Origin of the sequence: Sphaerisporangium sp. NBC_01403 (assembly GCF_045040145.1) — a bacterium.
Taxonomy (GTDB): Bacteria; Actinomycetota; Actinomycetes; order Streptosporangiales; family Streptosporangiaceae; genus Sphaerisporangium; species Sphaerisporangium viridialbum.
Map to the genome: position 1 here is coordinate 1,060,203 of NZ_CP109534.1, position 21,086 is coordinate 1,081,288.

The 21,086-nt window shown below is 70.7% G+C and carries 20 protein-coding genes; 15 read left to right on the plus strand and 5 right to left on the minus strand.

Features of this window, described 5'->3' with window-relative positions; genetic code table 11:
- Positions 1–43 precede the first annotated feature (43 nt).
- Both OG589_RS04510 and OG589_RS04515 read left to right on the plus strand, forming a co-directional pair.
- Positions 44–2,023, plus strand: a complete 1,980-nt coding sequence (locus OG589_RS04510; RefSeq protein ID WP_405146420.1) for a S9 family peptidase — start codon at positions 44–46, stop codon at positions 2,021–2,023.
- Positions 2,020–2,835 carry an inositol monophosphatase family protein gene (locus OG589_RS04515; RefSeq protein WP_405146421.1) on the plus strand — a complete coding sequence of 272 codons (816 nt, stop codon included), beginning with the start codon at positions 2,020–2,022 and terminating at the stop codon, positions 2,833–2,835. Before OG589_RS04510 ends, OG589_RS04515 begins: the two co-directional genes overlap by 4 nt.
- Before the next feature lie 67 nt (positions 2,836–2,902).
- Here OG589_RS04515 and OG589_RS04520 read toward each other — a convergent pair whose 3' ends face one another.
- Complete coding sequence (locus tag OG589_RS04520; RefSeq protein ID WP_358561898.1) at positions 2,903–3,070, minus strand: hypothetical protein; 168 nt, start codon at positions 3,068–3,070, stop codon at positions 2,903–2,905.
- A gap of 325 nt (positions 3,071–3,395) precedes the next feature.
- Between OG589_RS04520 and OG589_RS04525 the strand changes: the two genes are divergently transcribed.
- From OG589_RS04525 to OG589_RS04545, 5 genes are all read left to right on the plus strand, one after another.
- Positions 3,396–4,049 (plus strand): response regulator transcription factor, encoded by a 654-nt coding sequence (locus tag OG589_RS04525; protein WP_405146423.1) that lies wholly within the window; start codon positions 3,396–3,398, stop codon positions 4,047–4,049.
- A complete protein-coding gene (locus OG589_RS04530; RefSeq protein WP_405146425.1) occupies positions 4,046–5,524 on the plus strand; it encodes a sensor histidine kinase in 1,479 nt (492 codons plus the stop codon). Before OG589_RS04525 ends, OG589_RS04530 begins: the two co-directional genes overlap by 4 nt.
- A 275-nt stretch (positions 5,525–5,799) precedes the next feature.
- Entirely contained in the window at positions 5,800–6,099 is a 300-nt protein-coding gene (locus OG589_RS04535; protein ID WP_114029376.1) for a DUF4193 domain-containing protein, read from the plus strand.
- Positions 6,100–6,115: 16 nt separating this feature from the next.
- On the plus strand, positions 6,116–6,922 hold the full coding sequence (locus OG589_RS04540) for a hypothetical protein (protein ID WP_405146427.1): 807 nt from the start codon (positions 6,116–6,118) through the stop codon (positions 6,920–6,922).
- A 154-nt stretch (positions 6,923–7,076) separates the two neighbouring features.
- The gene (locus tag OG589_RS04545) at positions 7,077–8,456 is read left to right on the plus strand and encodes a trehalose-6-phosphate synthase (protein ID WP_405146429.1); all 1,380 of its coding nucleotides are present in this window, start codon (positions 7,077–7,079) and stop codon (positions 8,454–8,456) included.
- Positions 8,457–8,533: 77 nt separating this feature from the next.
- Here OG589_RS04545 and OG589_RS04550 read toward each other — a convergent pair whose 3' ends face one another.
- A complete protein-coding gene (locus OG589_RS04550) occupies positions 8,534–8,839 on the minus strand; it encodes a DUF4235 domain-containing protein (RefSeq protein ID WP_405146430.1) in 306 nt (101 codons plus the stop codon).
- A 78-nt stretch (positions 8,840–8,917) separates the two neighbouring features.
- Here OG589_RS04550 and valS point away from each other — a divergent pair, with 78 nt between their 5' ends.
- The 6 genes from valS (at position 8,918) to OG589_RS04580 (ending at position 15,305) form a co-directional block, all read left to right on the plus strand.
- Entirely contained in the window at positions 8,918–11,473 is a 2,556-nt protein-coding gene (valS, locus tag OG589_RS04555; RefSeq protein WP_405146432.1) for a valine--tRNA ligase, read from the plus strand.
- A gap of 171 nt (positions 11,474–11,644) precedes the next feature.
- Complete coding sequence (locus tag OG589_RS04560) at positions 11,645–12,775, plus strand: AI-2E family transporter (protein ID WP_405146433.1); 1,131 nt, start codon at positions 11,645–11,647, stop codon at positions 12,773–12,775.
- 192 nt (positions 12,776–12,967) lie between these two features.
- Positions 12,968–13,402, plus strand: a complete 435-nt coding sequence (gene dut, locus OG589_RS04565; RefSeq protein ID WP_358555570.1) for a dUTP diphosphatase — start codon at positions 12,968–12,970, stop codon at positions 13,400–13,402.
- Between the two features lie 13 nt (positions 13,403–13,415).
- On the plus strand, positions 13,416–14,096 hold the full coding sequence (locus OG589_RS04570) for a DUF3710 domain-containing protein (RefSeq protein ID WP_405146434.1): 681 nt from the start codon (positions 13,416–13,418) through the stop codon (positions 14,094–14,096).
- Positions 14,097–14,145: 49 nt separating this feature from the next.
- Complete coding sequence (locus tag OG589_RS04575; protein ID WP_405146436.1) at positions 14,146–14,535, plus strand: OB-fold nucleic acid binding domain-containing protein; 390 nt, start codon at positions 14,146–14,148, stop codon at positions 14,533–14,535.
- Positions 14,536–14,573: 38 nt separating this feature from the next.
- The gene (locus tag OG589_RS04580; protein ID WP_405146438.1) at positions 14,574–15,305 is read left to right on the plus strand and encodes a DUF3159 domain-containing protein; all 732 of its coding nucleotides are present in this window, start codon (positions 14,574–14,576) and stop codon (positions 15,303–15,305) included.
- Positions 15,306–15,462: 157 nt separating this feature from the next.
- Here OG589_RS04580 and OG589_RS04585 read toward each other — a convergent pair whose 3' ends face one another.
- The gene (locus OG589_RS04585) at positions 15,463–16,122 is read right to left on the minus strand and encodes a TrkA family potassium uptake protein (protein WP_363914647.1); all 660 of its coding nucleotides are present in this window, start codon (positions 16,120–16,122) and stop codon (positions 15,463–15,465) included.
- On the minus strand, positions 16,122–16,790 hold the full coding sequence (locus tag OG589_RS04590; protein WP_405146440.1) for a potassium channel family protein: 669 nt from the start codon (positions 16,788–16,790) through the stop codon (positions 16,122–16,124). Before OG589_RS04590 ends, OG589_RS04585 begins: the two co-directional genes overlap by 1 nt.
- A 123-nt stretch (positions 16,791–16,913) precedes the next feature.
- Here OG589_RS04590 and OG589_RS04595 point away from each other — a divergent pair, with 123 nt between their 5' ends.
- Both OG589_RS04595 and OG589_RS04600 read left to right on the plus strand, forming a co-directional pair.
- Positions 16,914–18,944, plus strand: a complete 2,031-nt coding sequence (locus OG589_RS04595) for an APC family permease (protein ID WP_405146442.1) — start codon at positions 16,914–16,916, stop codon at positions 18,942–18,944.
- A complete protein-coding gene (locus tag OG589_RS04600) occupies positions 18,941–20,206 on the plus strand; it encodes a class I SAM-dependent RNA methyltransferase (RefSeq protein ID WP_405146444.1) in 1,266 nt (421 codons plus the stop codon). The genes OG589_RS04595 and OG589_RS04600 overlap by 4 nt, the downstream gene beginning before the upstream one ends.
- A gap of 80 nt (positions 20,207–20,286) precedes the next feature.
- Here the strand turns inward: OG589_RS04600 and OG589_RS04605 are convergent, their stop codons facing one another.
- The gene (locus tag OG589_RS04605) at positions 20,287–20,667 is read right to left on the minus strand and encodes a hypothetical protein (protein WP_405151955.1); all 381 of its coding nucleotides are present in this window, start codon (positions 20,665–20,667) and stop codon (positions 20,287–20,289) included.
- Positions 20,668–21,086: the final 419 nt, after the last annotated feature.

Here is a 21,086-nt window from a genome sequence, read left to right on the forward strand (position 1 = left end):
GGGCTCTGGGGGCGGGCGAGCGGGTGGGGGTAGGTTCGGAGAAGTGAGCCTCTTTAAGGACATTCGCGAATATGTCGGTGTGCCGCGCCTGTTGTCGCTGCGCCTCTCTCCGGACGGGTCCCGACTGGTCTCCGTCGTCCAGTCGCTCAACCCCGACGGGAAGTCGTACGGCACCTCGATCTGGGAGGTGCCCACCGAGCCCGGAGGCGAGGCGCACCGCCTGACCCGCTCGGCCAAGGGGGAGACCGGCGCGCGGTTCGCCCCGGACGGCGACCTGCTGTTCGTGTCGCGGCGCCCCGACCCGGCGGTCAAGGACCAGCCCGAGGACGAGGTCCCCGCGCTGTGGGTGCTTCCGGCCAGGGGCGGCGAGGCCCGCAAGCTGGCCGAGAGACCCGGAGGCGTCGGAGGGCTCGAAGTGGGCGGCGACACGGTCGTCTTCGCCGCCGACGTGCTCGCCGGAGACGCGGCCACCGAGGCGGACCGGCGCAAGTCCAGGAAGGAGAGCGGGACCAGCGCGATCCTCCACGAGGGATACCCGATCCGCTACTGGGACCACGATCTCGGTCCGGGCCAGACGCGGCTGTTCGCCGCCGCTCTCCCCGGTCTCGCCGAGCCCCGCGACCTCACCCCCGAGCCGGGTGGCGCCCTGACCGAGGCGTCGTTCGCGGTCACCCCCGACGGCTCGACCGTCGTCACCACGTGGACGGTGCCGCTGCCCGCCGGGCGGTCGCGTACCGATCTGGTGGCGATCGACGCCGCGACCGGGGAGCGGCGCGTCCTCGCCTCCTCCGGCGTGCACGACTTCTCCGGCCCGATGGAGATCTCCCCGGACGGTTCCAAGGTCGCCTGCTGGCGCGAGCTGCACGCCACCGAGGAGCGGGCCGTCGAGTTCGCGCTGTGGATCGCCGACCTCGCCACCGGTGAGGGGTCCGCGCTCACCGCCGATCTCGCCCCGTCGGCCACCGTGTGGGCGGCCGACTCGCGGTCGGTGTACGTAGTGGCCGACGACCGAGGCCGCCGCCCGATCTTCCAGGTGGGCCTCACGGGCGACCTGGTACGGCTGACGCCGGGCGACGACGCCTTCATCGAGCCCTGCCCCTCGCCCGACGGCCGCTACCTGTACGCGCTGCGCAGCTCGGTCGCGGGCCCCGCCGTCCCCGTGCGTATCGCCCTCGAAAGCGGGGAGATCACCGAGCTGCCCTCGCCCGCGCCCGCGGTGGAGATCCCGGGGACGCTCACCGAGGTGTCCACGGTCGCCGACGACGGAGTGGAGATCAGGGGCTGGCTCGTGCTGCCCCCCGGCGCCTCGGCGGGCAACCCGGCCCCGCTGCTGCTGTGGATCCACGGCGGGCCGCTCGCGAGCTGGACCGACTGGTCGTGGCGGTGGAACCCGTGGATCATGGCGGAGCACGGCTACGCCGTCCTCATGCCGGACCCGTGCCTGTCCACCGGCTACGGGCAGCAGATGATCCAGCGCGGCTGGGGCGACTGGGGCCCCCGCACGCACGCCGACCTGATGGCGATCACCGACGCGTGCGTGGCCAGGCCCGACATCGACGCCGGGCGCACGGGCGTCATGGGCGGCTCGTTCGGCGGTTACATGGCCAACTGGGTCGCAGGGCACACCGACCGGTTCCGCGCGGTCGTCACCCACGCGTCCCTGTGGAACCTCGACCAGTTCGCCGGCACCACCGACTCGGCGCTCTACTGGCAGCGGGAGTTCGGGGCCCCGGGTTCCGACCGCTACCGGCTGCTGTCGCCCCACCACTCGCTCGACGAGATCAGGACGCCGATGCTCGTCATCCACGGCGACAAGGACTACCGCGTGCCGATCGGCGAGGCCCTGCGGCTCTGGTGGGACCTGCGGAGATCGTCGGTCGAGTCCAAGTTCCTGTACTTCCCCGACGAGAACCACTGGATCCTCAAGCCGGGCAATGTGATCGCCTGGTACGAGACGGTCCTGGCCTTCCTGGCGCAGCACGTCCTCGGCGAGCAGTGGAAGCGCCCGGAGTCGGTGGCATGACGGGCTTTCTGGACCTGGCGGTGGGCATCGCCCGCGAGGCGGGCGAGATGCTGGTCGCCAAGCGCCCGGCGCGCCCGGAGGCGGTGGAGACCAAGTCCAGCCGGACCGACGTGGTGACCGCGCTGGACCGGGCTTCCGAGGAACTGATCAGGAGCCGCGTCAGGGCCGCCAGGCCCGGCGACGCGATCCTCGGCGAGGAGGGCGGCGAGACCGGAGGCGAGGTGACCGGAGAGGGCCGCGTCCGCTGGATCGTCGATCCCATCGACGGCACCGTCAACTTCATGTACGGCCTGCCCGACTGGGCGGTGAGCATCGCCGTGGAGGTCGACGGCGAGGTCGTCGCGGGCGTGGTCAACGTGGTGCCGCGCGGCGAGCTGTTCGCCGCGGAGAAGGGCGGCGGGGCGGAACTGCTCAGGGAAGGCCTCCCGGCCATGCCGCTGCGCTGCAACGCCGCGGTGCCCCTGTCGCAGGCCCTGATCGCCACCGGCTTCGGCTACCAGCCCGGACGGCGGGCCGTGCAGGCGGAGGTGCTCACCCACGTGCTGCCGAAGGTGCGCGACATCCGCAGGGGCGGGTCCTGCGCGTCCGATCTCTGCTCGGTGGCGGCTGGGCGGGTGGACGGCTACTACGAGCGGGGCCCGGAGTACTGGGACTTCGCGGCGGGCGGCCTGATCGCGGCCGAGGCGGGGGCGGTGATCGGCGGCCTCGGCGGCCGGCCGTACAACCCCGGCATGACGGTGTGCGCGCCCCCGGGCCTGTTCGAGGAGCTCCAGGACCTCCTGACGCCCCTGGACCCGGAGCGCGACGCCTAGGGCGACCCGGACATGACGAGGGGCCCACCCGGTGGACGGGCGGGCCCCTGATGTCGTTGAAGGAGGGTCAGCAGTGCTGGATGGAGACGCCGTTGTCGACGGCGATCCGGCGTAGATCCTCTATCTCCGCGCAGAGAGTGTCGGCGAGGAAGTCGTCGCCACTGGTGCGTGCCTCCTGGAGACCCTTGTAGGCCTGGTCGAGCCGATTTTCGATCGTGGTGGTGAACTCGCCCATCTCACCTTCTTTCTCGAGGGGCGAAGGAGCAGTCGTGCCACGTACAGCCTGGGGAGAGCACAGAATCTTCCCCGGCGGTGCGAGTGGGTCTTGCGGGTCTACCCACCCGGCTGTCTCCCTTAAACCACGAATGCCGGATGTCTGGAGTGTGCTTTATGTCACCTGTCCGCCGCACTGCTGGCGAGTGCTTACCATGCGCTTAAGCCAAATGTGGCAACAATGAGCCTGCGAGCTGTACTGCCTGGACGGGCGCCACGCGCGTCGCCAGGGGCGGATGTACAGGACTGGTCGCGCCAGGTCCGGACTACAGGAGGTGCCAGGGGCCGTGCGGGTGCTTGTGGTGGAAGATGAGCGGGTGCTCGCGGACGCGATCGCGACGGGGCTCCGCCGCGAGGCGATGGCCGTGGACGTGGCGTACGACGGCGTCGGCGCGCTGGAGCGCACGGGGTACATCGACTACGACGTGGTCGTGCTCGACCGCGACCTGCCGAAGATCCACGGTGACGAGGTCTGCAGGCGGCTCGTGGCGCAGCGCACGGCCACGCGCATCCTGATGCTGACCGCCTCGGGAGAGGTGGACGACAAGGTCGAGGGCCTTGAGCTGGGCGCCGACGACTACCTCGCCAAGCCGTTCGCCTTCATGGAGCTCGTGGCGCGCGTGCGGGCGCTCGGCCGGCGGTCGGCCCCCGCGCTGCCGCCCGTGCTGGAGCGCGCGGGCATCCGCCTCGACCCGGGCAAGCGCCTGGTGACCAGGGAGGACAACGAGATCGCGCTCACCAAGAAGGAGTTCGCCGTCCTCGAGGAGCTGATGCGGGCCGAGGGGGCCGTGGTCAGCCAGGAGGACCTGCTGGACAAGGCGTGGGACGAGAACATCGACCCGTTCACCAACGTGGTGCGGGTCACGATGATGACCCTGCGCAAGAAGCTAGGCGACCCGGCGGTGATCGAGACCGTGCCAGGAGTGGGATACAAGCTGTGAGCGCGGAACGCGACCGGGAGGCCGGGCGGCCGACCTTCTCCTCGCCCCAGCCGGTCATCGTTCCACCGGGCTCCCCGTTGCCTCCGGGCGCGGAGGAGTCGTCCGGTTCGCCGGGGGCCGGGGCGCTGTCGGTCCGGGCGGGAGAGTCGTCGCGAGGGACGGAGGCCGAGCGCTCGGCCCCGGACGTCTGGAGAAGCGAGCAGCCGACCGTCGAGAGCACGCGCTGGTCGTTCCGCCCGCGGACCTCGCCACCCCCGCCGAGCGGACCCCCCGCCTGGGACGGCCCGCCGCCGGTGGCCTCCAACCCCGTCCCGCAGGACCTGATCGCCCAGCTGAAGCGGATCACCGGGCGGATGAGCATCCGGGTACGGCTCACGCTGACCTACGGCGCCCTGTTCTTCGTGGCGGGAGCGCTTCTGCTGTTCGTGATCTACTCCTTCGTGGGCGGCGCCATCAGCCAGGCCTGGCCCGAGTTCCCCATCTATGACGAGTGGCCCGCGCAGGTGGTGATCCAGGTCCAGCAGCAGTGGGACCACTACCGGCAGTCCACGATCGCCGCCGCGCAGACCCACGTCCTGCACCGGTCGCTGCTGGCGCTCGGAGGGGTGGGAATCCTCGCGCTGATCCTGGGCTACTTCGTGGCCGACCGAGCGCTGCGGCCGGTCCAGAAGATGACCGCCACCGCACGTCGGCTGTCGGAGACCTCGCTCGCCCACGATCGCATCGACCTCCAGGGCCCGGACGACGAGCTGAAGGAGCTGGCCGACACCTTCGACGCCATGCTCACCCGCCTCAACCGCGCCTTCGACGCCCAGCGGCGGTTCGTCGACAACGCCTCCCACGAGCTGCGCACCCCGCTGGCGATCAACCGCACCGTGCTGGAGGTCGCCCTAGGCGATCCACACGCCTCGGAGGACCTGAGGGTGCTGGGCCGTACGCTGCTCGGCACGAACGCCAGGAACGAGCACCTGATCGAGGGCCTGCTGCTGCTCGCCCGTAGCGAACGCGAGCTGGCGGTGCGCAAGCCCGTCGATCTCCAGGACGTCGGGCAGGCGGTGGTGGAGCAGCACGCGTCCTTCGCCGAGGAGACCAAGGTCACCGTGCACGTCGATCTCCGCCCCGCCCCCACGGTGGGGGACCCGGTGCTGGTGGAGCGACTGGTGGCCAACCTCGTGGAGAATGCGATCAAGCACAACCTTCCCGAGTCCGGTGAGGTCTGGCTGCGCACGGGAATGGTGGACGGCACTCCCGTTGTTCAGGTGGCCAACACTGGGCCGCACGTGCCCGCGTACGAGGTGGACGACCTGTTCGAACCGTTCAGGCGCCTCAACTCCGACCGCGTGGAATCCGCGCGCGGCGCGGGGCTCGGGCTGTCCATCGTGCGCGCGGTGGTCCGCGCCCATCAGGGGATCGTCAAGGCGGTCCCACGGGAAGGCGGGGGGCTCGTGATGACGGTGCGACTTCCGGCGGGTTGATACGGCGGGGGGCGTCTCGTTCACGCCAGACATGTGGTTGGATGTGCCGTCGAACACGATGGGTCCTGTGGCCAATGCTTAGGTTTTCGCCATATTTGGCTAACCGGGCGGCGAAGGCGGCAAGGCCCTCACGTGTTAGGAGGTTCATCGACCGTTCTGACGGGGTACCGATTGCAAAATTCCCCGAGAGATACGGGCACAAGATGGACCGCCCAGACGTTACAGACGCGCGACGCGCGACGCGCAAGCCATAGATGAGGGGGATGAATACGCAAATGGCCACCGATTACGACAGCCCGCGCAAGACAGACGACGACCTGAGTGAGGACAGCCTCCAGGAGCTCCAGGCCCGGCGGACCGACAAGTCCTCCGGGAGCATCGACATCGACGAGACCGATCTCGCCGAGTCGCTCGAGCTGCCGGGTGCCGATCTGTCGAACGAGGAGCTGTCACTCCGGGTGATTCCCAGGCAGGCGGACGAGTTCACATGCTCGCGCTGCTTCCTGGTGCATCACCGCAGTCAGCTCGCCTCTGACAAGGGCGGGCAGCAGATCTGCCGCGAATGTGCCGCCTGAGACTCTGGGAGGGTCCGTGACATCAGGAGCGGATCGATCATCGCAGGACCAGCCGGGGCGGCCCGCGTTGCCCGGGCCCGCGACCGACGCCAACGCCGAGGTCGCCGAGCTCGTCGGCAAGCTGTCCGACGCGGGTGACATGGATGGGGCCGAGCGGCGGAGGCTGCTCGGCCGCCTCAGTACGGCGCTGGTCACGGCCAGGAAGCGGGCGCGCGCGTCCGGCGCCGGACGGGGCCGCTGGCTCGCGGACGTGTTCGCGTCCATCGCGCCGCGCCTTCCCATCCGTGACCTCGCGGCACTTCAGGAGCATCACTACGGTCTGACCGGCGAGCAGCTCGCCGACGATCTCGTCCGCACCGCCAGCAAGGCCACGATGGCGGTAGGGGCGATCGGCGGAGCCCTGGCGGCCGCGGAGTTCGCGGCGCCGCCGCTCCTGCTCTCCGCGCCCGCCCAGCTCGTGGCCGAGACCCTCGTGGTCGCCGCGATCGAGGTCAAGCTCCTCGCCGAGCTGCACGAGGTGTACGGGGTGCAGGTGCAGGGCTCGGGGAGCCAGCGGGCCATGGCCTTCTCGGTCGCCTGGTCCAGGCAGCGGGGCGTCGACCCGCTGTCACCGGCCTCGGTGCAGCTGGCCCTCGGGGCCGCCGCGAAGGCCGGGTTACGCAAGCGGCTGCTGCGCACCATGGGCCGTCACCTGACCACGCTGGGCCCGTTCCTGACGGGCGCCGTCGCCGGGGGAGCGCTCAACCGGATCGCGACCAAGCGCCTCGCCGAGATGGTGCGCGCCGACCTGCGCCGCCAGCGGGGACTGCCACCCCCGCGCTGATGCCTTTCCTCCCCTTTGTGAGCTATTTGTCCGATTTGGCTGGCCCGGTAGGCCGCCCGGACGGAAACCCGCATACTCCATAGCCGGAGGCCCTGTACAGAGCGCCGCGTCCGATTTCGTAAGGTGGTCCTAAACCGATCACGAGGGAGGACGTGTGCGTAGCTCATTCCTGATCGTCGCGAACCGGTTGCCTGTGGACAGGACCATCACAGCCGAAGGCACAGCGTCATGGCGGCGCAGTCCCGGCGGGCTGGTGACGGCGATCGCGCCCGTGATGCAGCGCCGTGACGGCGCGTGGCTGGGCTGGCACGGAGCTCCCGGCGAGGAGCTCAAGCCCTTCGAGCACGACGGCATGAACCTCATCCCCGTACCCCTCTCCGCCAACGAGGTCGAGCTCTACTACGAGGGCTTCTCCAACGCGACCCTCTGGCCCCTCTACCACGACGTCGTCGCCACGCCGATCTACTCCCGGGTGCTCTGGGACGCCTACCGCGCGGTCAACGAGCGGTTCGCCAGGGCCGCCGCCGACATCGCCGCCGAGAACGCCGTCGTCTGGGTGCAGGACTACCAGCTCCAGCTCGTCCCCGCGATGCTGAGGGCGCTGCGCCCCGACCTGAAGATCGGATTCTTCCTCCACATCCCCTTCCCGCCGGCCGAGCTGTTCTGGCAGCTCCCGTGGCGGCGCGAGATCCTCGAAGGCCTGCTCGGCGCCGACCTGGTGGGCTTCCAGCGGCCCGGTGGCGCCTCCAACTTCATCCGGCTCTGCCGCCGCCAGCTCGGCCTGCAGAACCAGCGCTCGGAGATCGTCGTCGGCGACCGCACGGTGCGCGCCGAGGCGTTCCCGATCTCGGTCGACTTCGGCGAGCTGGACAACCTCGTACGGGAACCGCACATCCTCGCCCGCGCGAAGGAGATCCGCGCCGAGCTTGGCGAGCCCGAGCACGTCCTGCTCGGCGTCGACCGGCTCGACTACACCAAGGGCATCGGCCAGCGCCTCAAGGCCTTCGGGGAGCTGCTCGCGGACAAGACGGTCAGCCCGGGGGAGGCGGTGTTCGTCCAGATCGCCACCCCGAGCAGGGAGCGCGTCGAGGAGTACCGCCACCTGCGCGACGACATCGAGCTGCGCGTCGGGCGGATCAACGGGCAGCACGGAGTGCTCGGTGTGCCCCCGGTGAACTACTTCCACCAGTCCTACGACCGCGAAGAACTGGCCGCCCTCTACTGCGCGGCCGACGTCATGGTGGTGACGCCGCTGCGCGACGGCATGAACCTCGTCGCCAAGGAGTACGTCGCCTGCCGGCACGACCTGCGGGGCGCGCTGGTGCTCAGCGAGTTCGCCGGGGCGGCCGACGAGCTGAAACACGCCTTCCTCGTCAACCCCTACGACGTGGAGGGGCTCAAGCGGCAGATGGTCGCCGCCATGCGGGCCACGCCCCACGAGCTGTCCCGCCGGATGCGCTCGATGCGCCGCCGGGTGGCCACCTACGACGTCGACCGGTGGGCCGGGGAGTTCCTGGCCGCCCTCGAACGCTGACCGCATGACCCTCGCCGTCGCCGGTCACGAAAGAGTGGCCGGCACGGCACGGAACGGCCCCGAAGGGACGGCCCGGGCTAGGACTTGACGGCCCGCTCGACCTTGTCGGGGATGGCCTTCCACGCCTGGTACCTCTTGTGGGCGGTGCGGGTGGCCACGATGCGGGCGACCTCCATGCCGACGCCCAGCACCACGGCGAAGCCGATCGCCTCGGCCAGGCTGGTCTCCAGCGAGTTGGGGTCGGCCGGGGGCTTCTTGCCCGTGGTCTTCTGCCAGCCGAACTCGATGGCCTTGCGGGCGCCGTATCCCACGCCGAGCGCCACCACCGCGCCGATCAGCCGCCAGGCCATGTCCGGCTTCTCGGTGTCATTCGATTTGGCCATGACTTCTCCCCTCGTCGATCTAGCTGAACCCTAGTCCCTCGTGCCGGTCGGCACCGCGACGCCATACCATAAGGCGCCATGACCGAACAGCGACTGCGCCATACCACCGTTCCCGACAAGCCCTCCCTCGATGGGCTCGAGTCGGTATGGGTAGGCCGCTGGGACGCCGAGGGCACCTACCGGTTCGACCGGTCGAAGACGCGGGACCAGATCTACTCGATCGACACGCCCCCGCCCACCGTGTCCGGATCCCTGCACGTCGGCCATGTCTTCTCCTACACCCACACCGACACGATCGCCCGCTTCCAGCGCATGCGCGGCCGTGAGGTCTTCTACCCCATGGGCTGGGACGACAACGGACTGCCCACCGAGCGGCGCGTGCAGAACCACTTCGGCGTTCGCTGCGACCCCTCCCTGCCCTACGACCCCGGCTTCGAGCCACCCGCCAAGCCCGACCCCAAGCGCCAGGTCAACGTCTCACGGCGCAACTTCATCGAGCTGTGCGAGCGGCTCACCCAGGAGGACGAGAAGGCCTTCGAGGAGCTCTGGCGCCACCTCGGGCTCTCGGTCGACTGGTCGCTCACCTACGCGACGATCGACGACGCCTCCCGCGCCGCCTCGCAGCGCGGGTTCCTGCGCAACCTCGCGCGCGGCGAGGCGTACGTCGCGGAGGGCCCCACCCTGTGGGACGTCACGTTCCGCACGGCCGTGGCCCAGGCCGAGCTCGAGGACCGCGAGTGGCCGGGGGCCTTCCACCGCATCCGGTTCGGCGGGGTCCCCGGCACCGAGCACGCCGGCGGGGTCCACATCGAGACCACCAGGCCCGAGCTGATCCCGGCCTGCGTCGCCCTGGTCGCCCACCCCGACGACGAGCGCTACCAGCCGCTGTTCGGCAAGACCGTGAGCACGCCGATCTTCGGCGTCCACGTGCCCGTCCTGGCCCACCGCCTCGCCGAGCGCGACAAGGGCTCGGGCATCGCCATGATCTGCACCTTCGGCGACGTCACCGACGTCGTCTGGTGGCGCGAGCTCGACCTGCCGACCCGGCCGGTCATCGGGTGGGACGGGCGCCTGCTGCCCGACGCGCCCGAGGGCGTCCCCGCCGGGCCGTACGCCGAGCTGGCGGGCAAGACCGCGCACAGCGCCCGCGAGCGCATCGTCGAGATGCTGGCGGAGTCCGGCGAGCTTTCCGGCGAGCCGAGGAAGGTCTCCCGCCCGGTCAAGTTCTACGAGAAGGGCGACCGGCCGCTGGAGATCGTCACGACCCGCCAGTGGTACATCCGCAACGGCGGGCGGGACGCCGAGCTCCGGCAGGCGCTGCTTTCGCGCGGCAGGGAGCTGTCGTGGCACCCGCCGCACATGCGGGTCCGCTACGAGAACTGGGTCCAGGGCCTCGCGGGCGACTGGCTGATCTCCCGGCAGCGGTTCTTCGGCGTCCCCATCCCCGTCTGGTACCCCCTGGACTCCGTGGGGGAGCCGATCTACGACGCGCCCATCGCGGCCTGCGAGGAGGCGCTGCCCGTCGACCCGTCCAGCGACGTGCCGCCCGGGTACGCGCCGGACCAGCGGGGCAGGCCGTTCGGCTTCGCCGCCGACCCCGACGTCATGGACACCTGGGCGACGTCCTCGCTGTCACCGCAGATCATCGGCGGCTGGGAGCGCGACGCCGACCTGTTCGGGCGGGTGTTCCCGATGGACCTCCGCCCGCAGGCGCACGAGATCATCCGCACCTGGCTGTTCGCCTCGGTGGTCAGGGCGCATCTGGAGAGCGGCGTCGCGCCCTGGCGGCACGCGGCGATCTCCGGGTGGATCCTCGACCCCGACCGCAAGAAGATGTCCAAGTCCAGGGGCAACGTCGTGACGCCCATGGGCCTGCTCCAGGAGTACGGCTCGGACGCCGTCCGCTACTGGGCGGCGGGCGGGCGTCCCGGCACGGACACCGCCTTCGACACCGGCCAGATCAAGGTCGGGCGCCGCCTGGCCATCAAGATCCTCAACGCCTCGAAGTTCGTCCTCGGCCTCGGCGAGGTCGCCGGGGAGGTCACCGAGGCGCTCGACAGGTCGATGCTCGCGCGGCTCGCCGGGGTCGTGGAGGAGGCGACGGCGGCGTTCGAGTCCTACGACTACACCCGGGCCCTTGAGCTCACCGAGCGGTTCTTCTGGGAGTTCTGCGACGACTACCTGGAGCTGGTCAAGGCCCGCGCGTACGGGTCCGATCCGGGGGCGCACTCGGCGCGCGCGGCGCTGCGGCGGGCGCTCGACGTGATGCTGCGGCTGTTCGCGCCGTTCCTGCCGTTCGTGACCGAGGAGGTCTGGTCGTGGTGGCGGCCGGGGTCGGTCCACCGCGCGGCCTGGCCGGCCGCCGAGCTGGCGGGGTTCGCCTCCTCCGGCGACCCGGCGGTCCTGCCGACCGTGTCCGAGGTGCTCCGCGAGGTCCGCAAGGCCAAGTCCTCGGCCAGGCTGTCCATGCGGGCCGAGGTGGCGCTGCTCAGCGTGGCGGGCTCCGCCGTCGAGCTGGTGCGCCACGGGCAGGACGACCTGTGCGCGGCGGGCGCCGTCGACGAGTTCGTCCTCTCGCCGCAGGACGGCGACCTGAGGGTGGAGGTCACGCTCGCCGAGGCCGCCCCCGCCTGAGCAGGATCACACTTTTCCCGCGTTTCCCCGCAGGCGCGTACAGATCGCCTGGCGGGGAAATGTGGAGGAAGCAGACCAGACCTTGAACCTGACCGTAACCAGTGCGCGTTTTGCCGTCTGACGTGCCAGTCTGGAGAGGTGATCGCGGAACGGGAGACCCAGGAACGGAGCGTGCCACCGGTTCTGTCGGCGATGGCGGCGTGGAGCTGGCGCCTCATCGTCATCGGTGTGGTGATCTACTTCTCGGCCCAGATCATCGTCCGGCTGAGCTTCGTGGCGCTGCCGGTGGCCATCGCGCTGCTGCTTACCGCCCTGCTGTTCCCGCTCACCGACCGCCTGCGCACGGCGGGCCTGCGTCCCATCTGGGCGACGTGGATCACCATGCTCTTCGCGTTCGCCATCATCGTCGGCCTCGGCTTCATCATCGGCACGCGGGCGAACGACGAGTTCCCCCGGCTGGTCGATCAGGTGCAGAAGACCGCCCGCGACGTGCAGGGCTGGCTGCTGACCGGCCCGCTGCACCTCAAGGAGGCGCAGCTCACCGACATGGTGGGGGAGATCGCCAAGCAGATCAACGAGCAGCGCAGCCAGATCACCAGCACCCTGCTGTCGACGGCGGCCGTCTTCATCGAGGTGCTCGCCTCCATCGTCCTGCTGCTGTTCATCACGTTCTTCATGCTCAAGGACGGCGACCGCATCTGGGCGTGGTTCCTGCGCGGCTTCGGCTCCCACGCCCCCCGTGTCGACCGGGCGGGCCGGGCCGCGTGGCACACCCTGTCGCAGTACATCCACGGCACCGTCATCGTGGCCGCGATTCACGGTGTGATCATCGGCATCGTGCTGTTCGGCATGGGGGTGCCGCTCTGGGCGCCGCTCGCCGTGCTGATCTTCTTCGCCAGCTTCATCCCGATCGTCGGCATCTTCTTCGCCGGAGGCCTCGCCGCGCTCGTCACGCTCGGGGCCAAGGGGCCGGTGTTCGCGCTGGTCTTCATCGGCATCCTGCTGGTCGAGCAGCAGCTGGAGAACCACGTGCTCCAGCCCCTGATCGTCGGGCGGGCCGTGAAGTTCCACCCGCTCGCGATCATCCTGGTGCTGGCCATCGGTGGCGTCCTCGGCGGCATCGCCGGCGCCGCGATCGCGGTGCCGGTCGCGGCCGTGGTCTACCGCGCGCTGCCCGAGCTCCGCAGGCACCCCCCCGAGCTGCCGCCCGCGGTGCCGCACGAGCCGCCACCGGCCCCCGAGCCGCCCGCCGACCAGGTGCCTGACGCGGGAGAGGACATGTCGCCGCAGCACAGCGGGTAAGGTCTCGGTTCGTGACTCGTTGCACACCCGTTCCGCCCCGGTCACTCCGAGGGCGTACCTTGAGGCTGAGGGCCGCCGCGGCGCGCCCGGAAGGCCGTTCGCCGGTGCGGGTGCCCGGATGCGCGTCCCGCGGTCCGGTGGGCCGGGTCACACCGTCAGCCGGGCGCGGCTCCACGACTACGAGGTGAATCCATGATCGAGGTGCTGATCCAGCGACTCGACCCCGAGCTGCCGCTTCCTTCGTACGCCCATCCGGGCGACGCGGGAGCCGACCTCCACGCCGCGGAGGACGTCGAGTTGCTGCCGGGGGAGCGGGCCGTGGTGGGCACCGGCGTGGCCATCGCGCTGCCCGACGGGTACGCCGCCTTCGTGCACCCGCGCTCCGGGCTCGCGGCCAAGTTCGGCGTCACGCTCGTCAACGCGCCCGGCACGGTCGACGCCGGCTACCGGGGCGAGATCAGGGTGACGCTGCTCAACACCGACACCAAGGACGTCGTGCGGCTCAGGCGCGGTGACCGGATCGCCCAGCTCGTCGTCCAGCGGGTGGAGAAGGCAGCTTTCTACGAGGTGGAGCGGCTCCCCGGGTCGGCGCGCGGCGCCGGCGGGTTCGGCTCCACCGGTCGATAAGTCGATAAGGAGTGTGAACGAAGTGTTCCGACGCCGCCGTCATGCGGAAGAACAGGAGTCGGCACCGGTCGCCGAGAACGCGCCGGTGTCCGACCGCGAGTCGGGACCATGGGACGCCGACGAGCCCCATCCCGAGACCGAGCGGGTCGATCTGGGCGGCATGCGGCTGCCCATCGGCCCCGGGTTCGAGGTCCAGCTGAACGTCGCCGGCGACCAGATCGTCGGCGCCGTGGTGCTGGTCAACGAGAGTGCCCTCCAGGTGCACGCTTTCGCGGCCCCCAAGAAGAGCGGCATCTGGGACGAGGTCCGCTCCGAGCTGACCCGCGAGCTGACCGCCGCGGGCGGCGCCTGCGAGGAGCGGCAGGGCCCCTTCGGTCCCGAGCTCGCCGCCGAGATCCAGCAGGACGGCGCCAAGCAGCCGGTCCGGTTCATCGGCGTCGACGGCCCCCGCTGGTTCCTGCGGGGCGTCCTCAGCGGCCGTGCCATCGCCGACCCCGAGGCGGGCAAAGTTCTGGAGGACGTCATCCGCGACATCGTCGTGGTGCGCGGAGACCAGCCCATGGCCCCCAAAGAGCCGATCGAGCTGCGGCTGCCCGCCGAGGCCCGGCAGGCCGTCGAGCAGCAGGCGACCGAGGAGGGCAAGGCGGACCTCAATCCGTTCGAGCGTGGGCCTGAGATCACCGAGGTTCGCTGACGTAAGCTGCGGTCAGGATCGCATGGGCTCCCGAGGAGTTGAACGAGAGATGAGTACGGCAGAGCCCGTCAAACGCGGGCTGCGCGGTTTCTTGCGGCGGCTGACCACCAGCCAGGCCGAGCTGGAGGCCGCGGAGCTCCAGGAGGACCTCGACCGTTACGGCGCGACGCCCATCGCGTCGTGCGGCCAGCGCAGGAGGTTCTGCGTGGCGGGCACGCTCCGCACGGTGACGTTGCGGCCCCGGGGCGGCGTTCCCTCCCTGGAGGCCGAGCTCTACGACGGCTCCGATGTGGTCGACCTGGTCTGGCTGGGCCGGCGCAAGATCGTCGGCATCGAGCCGGGCCGGGTGGTGCGGGCCGAGGGTCTGGTCAGCATCCAGGACGGCCGCAAGGTGATGTTCAACCCCCGCTACGAGCTGCGCCCAGCGAGTGGCCAGTGACCACGGTTCCGCCAGGCGAGGAGACCAATGATCATGCAGTGGCGAGACGGCGCGACGAGAGCGGGCGCGGCGCGCCGGCGGGGAGCGCGTCCGTGAGCGCGTCCGGCACGACGATCCAGGACGAGGTCGCGCACGAGACCGTCGAGAGCGCCATCCGTGCCCAGCTCGCCAAGGCGCTCGGTGGCGTGCGCGGCATCATCGAGGCGGCGGTCCCGACGGTGGTGTTCACGATCACGTGGATCTCCACCGAGCAGCTCAAGATCTCGCTCATGGTCAGCATCGGCGTGGCCGTGCTGCTCCTGCTCGTACGGCTCGCGCAGCGGACCACGCCGCAGTTCGTGATCAACAGCCTCATCGGCATCGGCATCGGCGCGGTCTTCGCCAGCCGCTCGGGGGATGCCAAGGACGTCTTCCTGCCCGGCATCCTCTACAACGGGGGCTACGCCGCCGTGATGGTGCTGTCGATCGTCGTCCGGTGGCCGGTCGTGGGGTTCCTCATCGGCTCGGTGACCGGCGACCCCACTGGCTGGCGGCAGGACTCCGGCATCGTCCGGCTCTGCTCGCGGCTGACGTGGCTGCTGATCCTGCCCTGCCTGCTGCGGGTGGTCGTGCAACTGCCGCTCTACTACGCCGACCAGGTTGCCGCCCTCGGGGTGGCGAAGGTCGTGCTGGGCTGGCCCATCCAGGTCGCGGCGCTCGGCGCCATGGTCTGGGTGCTCGCCCGGGGGAGAACCCCCATCTCGCCGACCACGCCCGGAGCCAGCGCCTAAGAGGCGGATACGGCGGCGCCGGGGCCCCTCAGGGGGCCCCGGCGCTTTCGCTGTGATCGGCCCCCAGTGGGGGGCAACCCCCAGCGAGGGGTGAGCCCCCCCAGCGAGGGGTGAGCCCCCCTCAGTGGGGGGTGAGCTCTCAGTGGGTGGTGAGCTCTCAGTGGGGGGCGAGCAGGTGGGCGAGCTCCTCCTCGACCTCCTGGCTGGCCACGAACAGCAGCTCGTCGCCCGCCTCCAGGGGATCGTCGTCGGAGGGCACCAGCACCCGGCCCTCGCGCAGGATCGCCACCAGCGCGGAATCCTGCGGCCAGGGCACCGAGCCGGCCCGCTGGCCGACCACGGGGGCGTCCTCGGGAAGCGTGAGCTCGACGAGGTTGGCCTGGCCCTGACGGAAGGTCATCAGCCGCACCAGGTCGCCGACGCTGACCGCCTCCTCGACCAGGGCCGAGAGCAGGCGCGGCGTGGAGACCGCGACGTCCACGCCCCACGACTCGTTGAACAGCCACTCGTTCTTCGGGTGGTTGATGCGGGCGACCACGCGCGGCACGCCGTACTCGGTCTTGGCCAGCAGCGAGACGACCAGGTTGACCTTGTCGTCGCCGCTCGCGGCGATCATCACATGACAGTTGTTGAGCCCGGCCTCGTCCAGCGACGAGATCTCGCACGCGTCGGCGAGCAGCCACTCGGCCCGCGGCACGCTGTCGATCTTGATGGCCCGGGGGTCGATGTCGATGAGCAGGACCTCGTGGCCGTTCTCCAGCAGCTCCGCCGCGATGGACCGGCCGACCGCCCCCGCGCCCGCGATCGTGACGCGCATCAGTTGGACTCCTCCTCGGGCGCGGCGGACAGCACCTTGTTGATCCGGTCCATGTCGTTGTCACCGGCGATCATGTGGAGGATGTCGCCCTCCTGGAGCACCGTCTCCTCCTTGGGCAGCAGGGCCTCGCCCATGCGGTTGAGGAAGGCGACGCGGGCGCCCGCGGCCTCCTCCAGCGTGCGGGTGCGGCTGCCGATCCAGCTGGAGTGGTAGGCGACCTCGGCCAGTATGACCACGCCGGTCGGGTCGCGCCAGAGGGGCTCGGCGCCCTCGGGGAGCACCCGCCGGAGGATCTGGTCGGCCGTCCAGCGAACGGTGGCCACCGTGGGGATGCCCAGCCGCTGGTAGACCTCGGCGCGCCGGGAGTCGTAGATGCGGGCCACGACGTTGTCGACGCCGAACGTCTCGCGCGCGACGCGCGCGGAGATGATGTTCGAGTTGTCGCCGCTGCTCACCGCGACGTACGCGGCGGCCGACTCGATGCCGGCCTCCTCCAGGACGTCCCGGTCGAAGCCGATGCCGGTGACACGGCGCCCGCGGAAGCCCGCCCGCAGGCGCCGGAACGCCTGAGGGTCCCTGTCGATGATCGCGACCGAGTGGCCGCTGTCCTCGAGGATGTGGGCAAGGGTCGAACCGACCCGGCCGCATCCCATGATGACGATATGCATGCTCCCCCGCCGTTGGCTTTGAGGCGGCAACTCCTGGACCTTATACAGCTACGAGGCCAAGTATGGCCGGTTCTGGCGGCGTCGTGTGAGGAGGACCGGACCTGAGGACTAGCATCGTCACTCGTGGTGAAGGTTGCAGATCTGGTCAAGCGACTACTCGTCGGGCGTGCGCTCCGAAGTGCGCAGGCACACGAGCAGTTGCTGCCAAAGCGCATCGCGCTGCCGGTGTTCGCCAGCGACGCCCTGTCCTCGGTGGCGTACGCCCCTCAGGAGATTCTGATCACGCTCGGCATCGCCGGCCTCGCGGCCTACCACTTCACTCCCTGGATCGCCCTCGCTGTTGTGGTGATCCTGCTGACGGTGGTCGCGTCGTACCGGCAGAACGTCCGGGCCTACACCAGCGGCGGCGGCGACTTCGAGGTCGCGACCGAGAACCTCGGGTCGAACTACGGGCTGGTCGTCGCCAGCGCGCTCATGGTCGACTACGTGCTGACCGTGGCCGTGTCGGTCTCCTCCGGCGTGGAGAACCTCGGTGCGGCGCTCCCCTTCCTGGCCGACCACAAGGTCGCCGCGGCGGTGGTCATCGTCGCGGTGCTGACCGTGCTGAACCTGCGGGGCATCAGGGAGTCGGGCCTGGCGTTCGCCGTCCCCACCTATGCCTTCATGATCAGCGTGTTCGGCCTGATGATCTGGGGTGGCGTGCGGCTCGCGCTCGGCACCGAGCTGAAGGCCCCCTCCGCCGACTATACGGTCACCGGCGAGAGCGTCGGCATCGGCGGCTTCGCCCTGATCTTCCTGCTGCTGCGCGCGTTCTCCTCCGGCTGCGCGGCGCTGACCGGCGTGGAGGCCATCAGCAACGGCGTGCCGGCGTTCAAGAAGCCCAAGGGCAAGAACGCCGCGAACACCCTGCTGGCGCTGGGCGTGCTGGCCGCGACGATGTTCGCCGGCATCACCGCCCTGGCGTTCATCACCGACGCCAAGTTCGCCGACCGCGCGGCGGGCAGCTCGCTCGTCGACCGCGCGGGCCACCCCGTCCCCAACCCCGGTCCCGTGATCGCCCAGGTCGCGCAGACCGTCTTCAGCAACTTCACCCCGGCCTTCTACGTCATCACGGCGATGACGGCGCTGATCCTCGTGCTGGCCGCCAACACCGCCTTCAACGGCTTCCCGGTGCTGGCGTCGGTGCTCGCCCAGAACCGCTACCTGCCGCGCCAGCTGCACACGCGCGGCGACCGGCTGGCCTTCAGCAACGGCATCGTCATGCTCGCGACCATGGCGGGGCTGCTGATCTACGCCTTCCACGCCGAGACCACCCGCCTGGTCCAGCTCTACATCGTCGGCGTGTTCGTGTCGTTCACGATCAGCCAGGTCGGCATGGTGCGGCACTGGAACCGCCTGCTCCGCACGGAGACCGACTCCAAGAAGCGCGCGCAGATGCAGCGGTCGCGGATGATCAACGCGTTCGGCGCCACGGTGACCGGCCTGGTGCTGGTCGTGGTGCTGATCACGAAGTTCACCCACGGCGCCTGGATCGCCTGTGCCGCCATGGCCGTGCTCTTCGTGATGATGCGCGGCATCAGGCGCCACTACGACAACGTGGCCGCCGAGCTGGTCGTGCCGGAGGACATGCAGACGGACGAGTCGATGCTCCCGGCAAGGAACCACGCCATCGTGCTCCTCTCCAAGATCCACAAGCCGACGCTCCGCGCCCTCGCGTACGCCAGGGCCACCCGTCCCTCGACGCTGGAGGCCATCAGCGTCGGCGTCGACACCGACGAGGCCAGGCAGCTCCAGCGCGACTGGGAGGAGCGGGGCATCCCGGTGCCGCTCAAGATCCTCGACTCGCCTTATCGAGAGATCACCCGCCCGGTGCTCGAATACGTCAAGAGCCTGCGGCGCCGCTCTCCCCGCGACGTGGTGACCGTCTTCATCCCCGAGTATGTCGTCGGCCACTGGTGGGAACACCTGCTGCACAACCAGAGCGCGCTGCGGCTCAAGGGCCGACTGCTGTTCCAGCCCGGCGTGATGGTCACCAGCGTGCCGTGGCAGCTCGCGTCCTCCGACCGGCTCAAGGGCCGGCCGGAGTCGTTCGCCCCGGGCTCGGTACGCCGGCCGTACGCTGTGGCACGTAAGGATGACCAGGTCAAAATGTGAGCGGGGGGACCGAGGTGCCGATCGAACTGACCGTGGAGCGCGTCGCCAACGGTGGATGGTGCGTCGCCAGGCACGAAGGCCGGGTGGTCTTCGTCCGCCACGCTCTGCCCGGCGAGCGCGTTCTCGCCGAGGTGACCGAGGAGACCACGCGCTTCCTGCGGGCCGACGCGGTCGAGATCCTCGACCCGTCGCCCGACCGGGTCACGCCGCCGTGCCCGTTCGCCGGCCCCGGCCGGTGCGGCGGCTGCGACTGGCAGCACGCCACTCTGGACGCCCAGCGCCGGTTCAAGGCCGAGGTCGTCACCGAGCAGCTCCAGCGGCTCGCGGGCATCGAGATGAAGGTCGACGTCGAGGAGCTCCCGGGCTCCCCGGACGGCCTGGGCTGGCGCACCCGCGTCCAGTTCGCCGTCACCCCCGACGGCGTGCCCGGGCTGCGCCGCCACCGGTCGCACGAGATCGAGCCGGTCGACGCCTGCCTGATCGCCCACCCCGAGGTCGAGCGCATGGGCGTCGAGCGCAAGAACTGGCGGGGCGCCTCCAGCGTGGAGGCGATCGCGACGTCCACGCGCGAGCGGGCCGTCGTCGTCTCCCCGAAGCCCCACCGTACGGTGGCGGTGCCCGATCTCGACGCGGACGCCTACGTCCTCGTCGACGAGGGCCGGGGCCACGCGAGGGCCGTACGGGGCCGTACGGCGCTCACCGAGCGGGTCGGCGAGCGCGAGTTCCAGGTCACCGGCAGCGGCTTCTGGCAGGTGCACCCCGGGGCCCCCGCCACGCTTCTCGACGCGGTGCTGGAGTTCGCCGCGCTGCGCCCCGGCGACTGGGCGCTCGACCTCTACTGCGGGGTCGGGCTGTTCGCGGCGGGCCTCGCCGAGGCCGTCGGACCCGAGGGCGCGGTACTCGGCATCGAGTTCGACGCGCGGGCGGTGCAGGACGCCCGCCACAACCTGCGCGACCTTCCGCAGGCGCGCATCGAGCGGGGCCGGGTGGAGGACGCCCTCGACCGGCTGGGGGTCGAACGGGCCGACGTGGTCGTGGTCGACCCGCCGCGCACCGGGCTCGGCCGCGAGGTGGTCCACCGCGTCGCGGGCCTGGACGCCGCCCGCGTCGTCTACGTCTCGTGCGACCCGGCCACGCTGGCGCGCGATCTCGCATGGTTCGCCGAACGCGGCTACCCCACGGTCGACATCCGCGCCTTCGACGCCTTCCCCATGACCCACCACGTCGAGACCGTCGTCCTCCTCACCAAGGACGTGATCTAACCGGCCACGACCGGCCCGGGTTCGGTCGCCTCCTGGCCGGCCAAGATACCGGCGCGCCCGCTCGCGGTCATGGCCCTCGCCTACGGCTCGGGCTGTGCTTCGAATGGGGCCTGCCGGCCCCCTTCGACCCCCGCGTCGCCTAACGCTGGGCGATTGGTCGCTGATGCACCGTTGGGAACGCTCCGCGCCGGCGCTAACGGATTCACCGAAGCCGCTCGGTGGCCGTTCGTGCCGGCGACCGGGGTGAAGCCCACGAGCAGCTGATCTGGGGCTCCGGCGGTGAGGAACCGGCAGTACAGCTCCAGCATGCCCGTCGGGCCGGCGACCCGTTTGCGGTCGCTGATCCGCGTCGCCACCTCATGTGCTTCCCACAGCACAGCGAACTCCGCGCTCTCGGAGCGCAGTCGCTCGACAAGCTCGCGGGCCGGCGCCCCGAGACCCGGCGCAGGCACTCGCGGCATCCGACGGCCGGACGGCCGCAGGTCGTGCGCGCAGGAAATCCGCCAGTTGCTCTCCGGCTTCACGCCGCGGTCCTCGCTTCCGATCGCTTCGAGAAGCTCGTGCTGACGGCTTCGCCACGGCGTGGGAGACCCGCGCGTCCCAAGGCAAGCTCTATGCGTCGATGGCCGCTCTCGTAGAAGAAGGCGGGGCGGCCGCACTGGAGTCCTTACTGCGCGATGCGCCGGTTCCCGCACCGCACCAGGGCGCCCCCGGCCTGCCTCTGCCGGTGGACGCCGGCGAACGGCTGCTACCGTCCGTCCTAGGCGGGGTGGGCGCCTTGGATCTGCCGCCACGTGAGCTCATCGCCCGGCTGCGCCTACCAGTGCTGATCACGCCTTGGGTGGACGACCCCACTCACCCCGTCTCGACGGCTACCGAG

Bases quoted from the DNA above. Each gene is read 5' to 3' on its own strand.
- OG589_RS04515 (WP_405146421.1), top strand. From the start codon at position 2,020: ATGACGGGCTTTCTGGACCTGGCGGTGGGCATCGCCCGCGAGGCGGGC.
- OG589_RS04520 (WP_358561898.1), bottom strand. From the start codon at position 3,070: ATGGGCGAGTTCACCACCACGATCGAAAATCGGCTCGACCAGGCCTAC.
- OG589_RS04535 (WP_114029376.1), top strand. From the start codon at position 5,800: ATGGCCACCGATTACGACAGCCCGCGCAAGACAGACGACGACCTGAGT.
- OG589_RS04550 (WP_405146430.1), bottom strand. From the start codon at position 8,839: ATGGCCAAATCGAATGACACCGAGAAGCCGGACATGGCCTGGCGGCTG.
- valS (WP_405146432.1), top strand. From the start codon at position 8,918: ATGACCGAACAGCGACTGCGCCATACCACCGTTCCCGACAAGCCCTCC.
- dut (WP_358555570.1), top strand. From the start codon at position 12,968: ATGATCGAGGTGCTGATCCAGCGACTCGACCCCGAGCTGCCGCTTCCT.
- OG589_RS04575 (WP_405146436.1), top strand. From the start codon at position 14,146: ATGAGTACGGCAGAGCCCGTCAAACGCGGGCTGCGCGGTTTCTTGCGG.
- OG589_RS04585 (WP_363914647.1), bottom strand. From the start codon at position 16,122: ATGCGCGTCACGATCGCGGGCGCGGGGGCGGTCGGCCGGTCCATCGCG.
- OG589_RS04590 (WP_405146440.1), bottom strand. From the start codon at position 16,790: ATGCATATCGTCATCATGGGATGCGGCCGGGTCGGTTCGACCCTTGCC.
- OG589_RS04605 (WP_405151955.1), bottom strand. From the start codon at position 20,667: ATGCCGCGAGTGCCTGCGCCGGGTCTCGGGGCGCCGGCCCGCGAGCTT.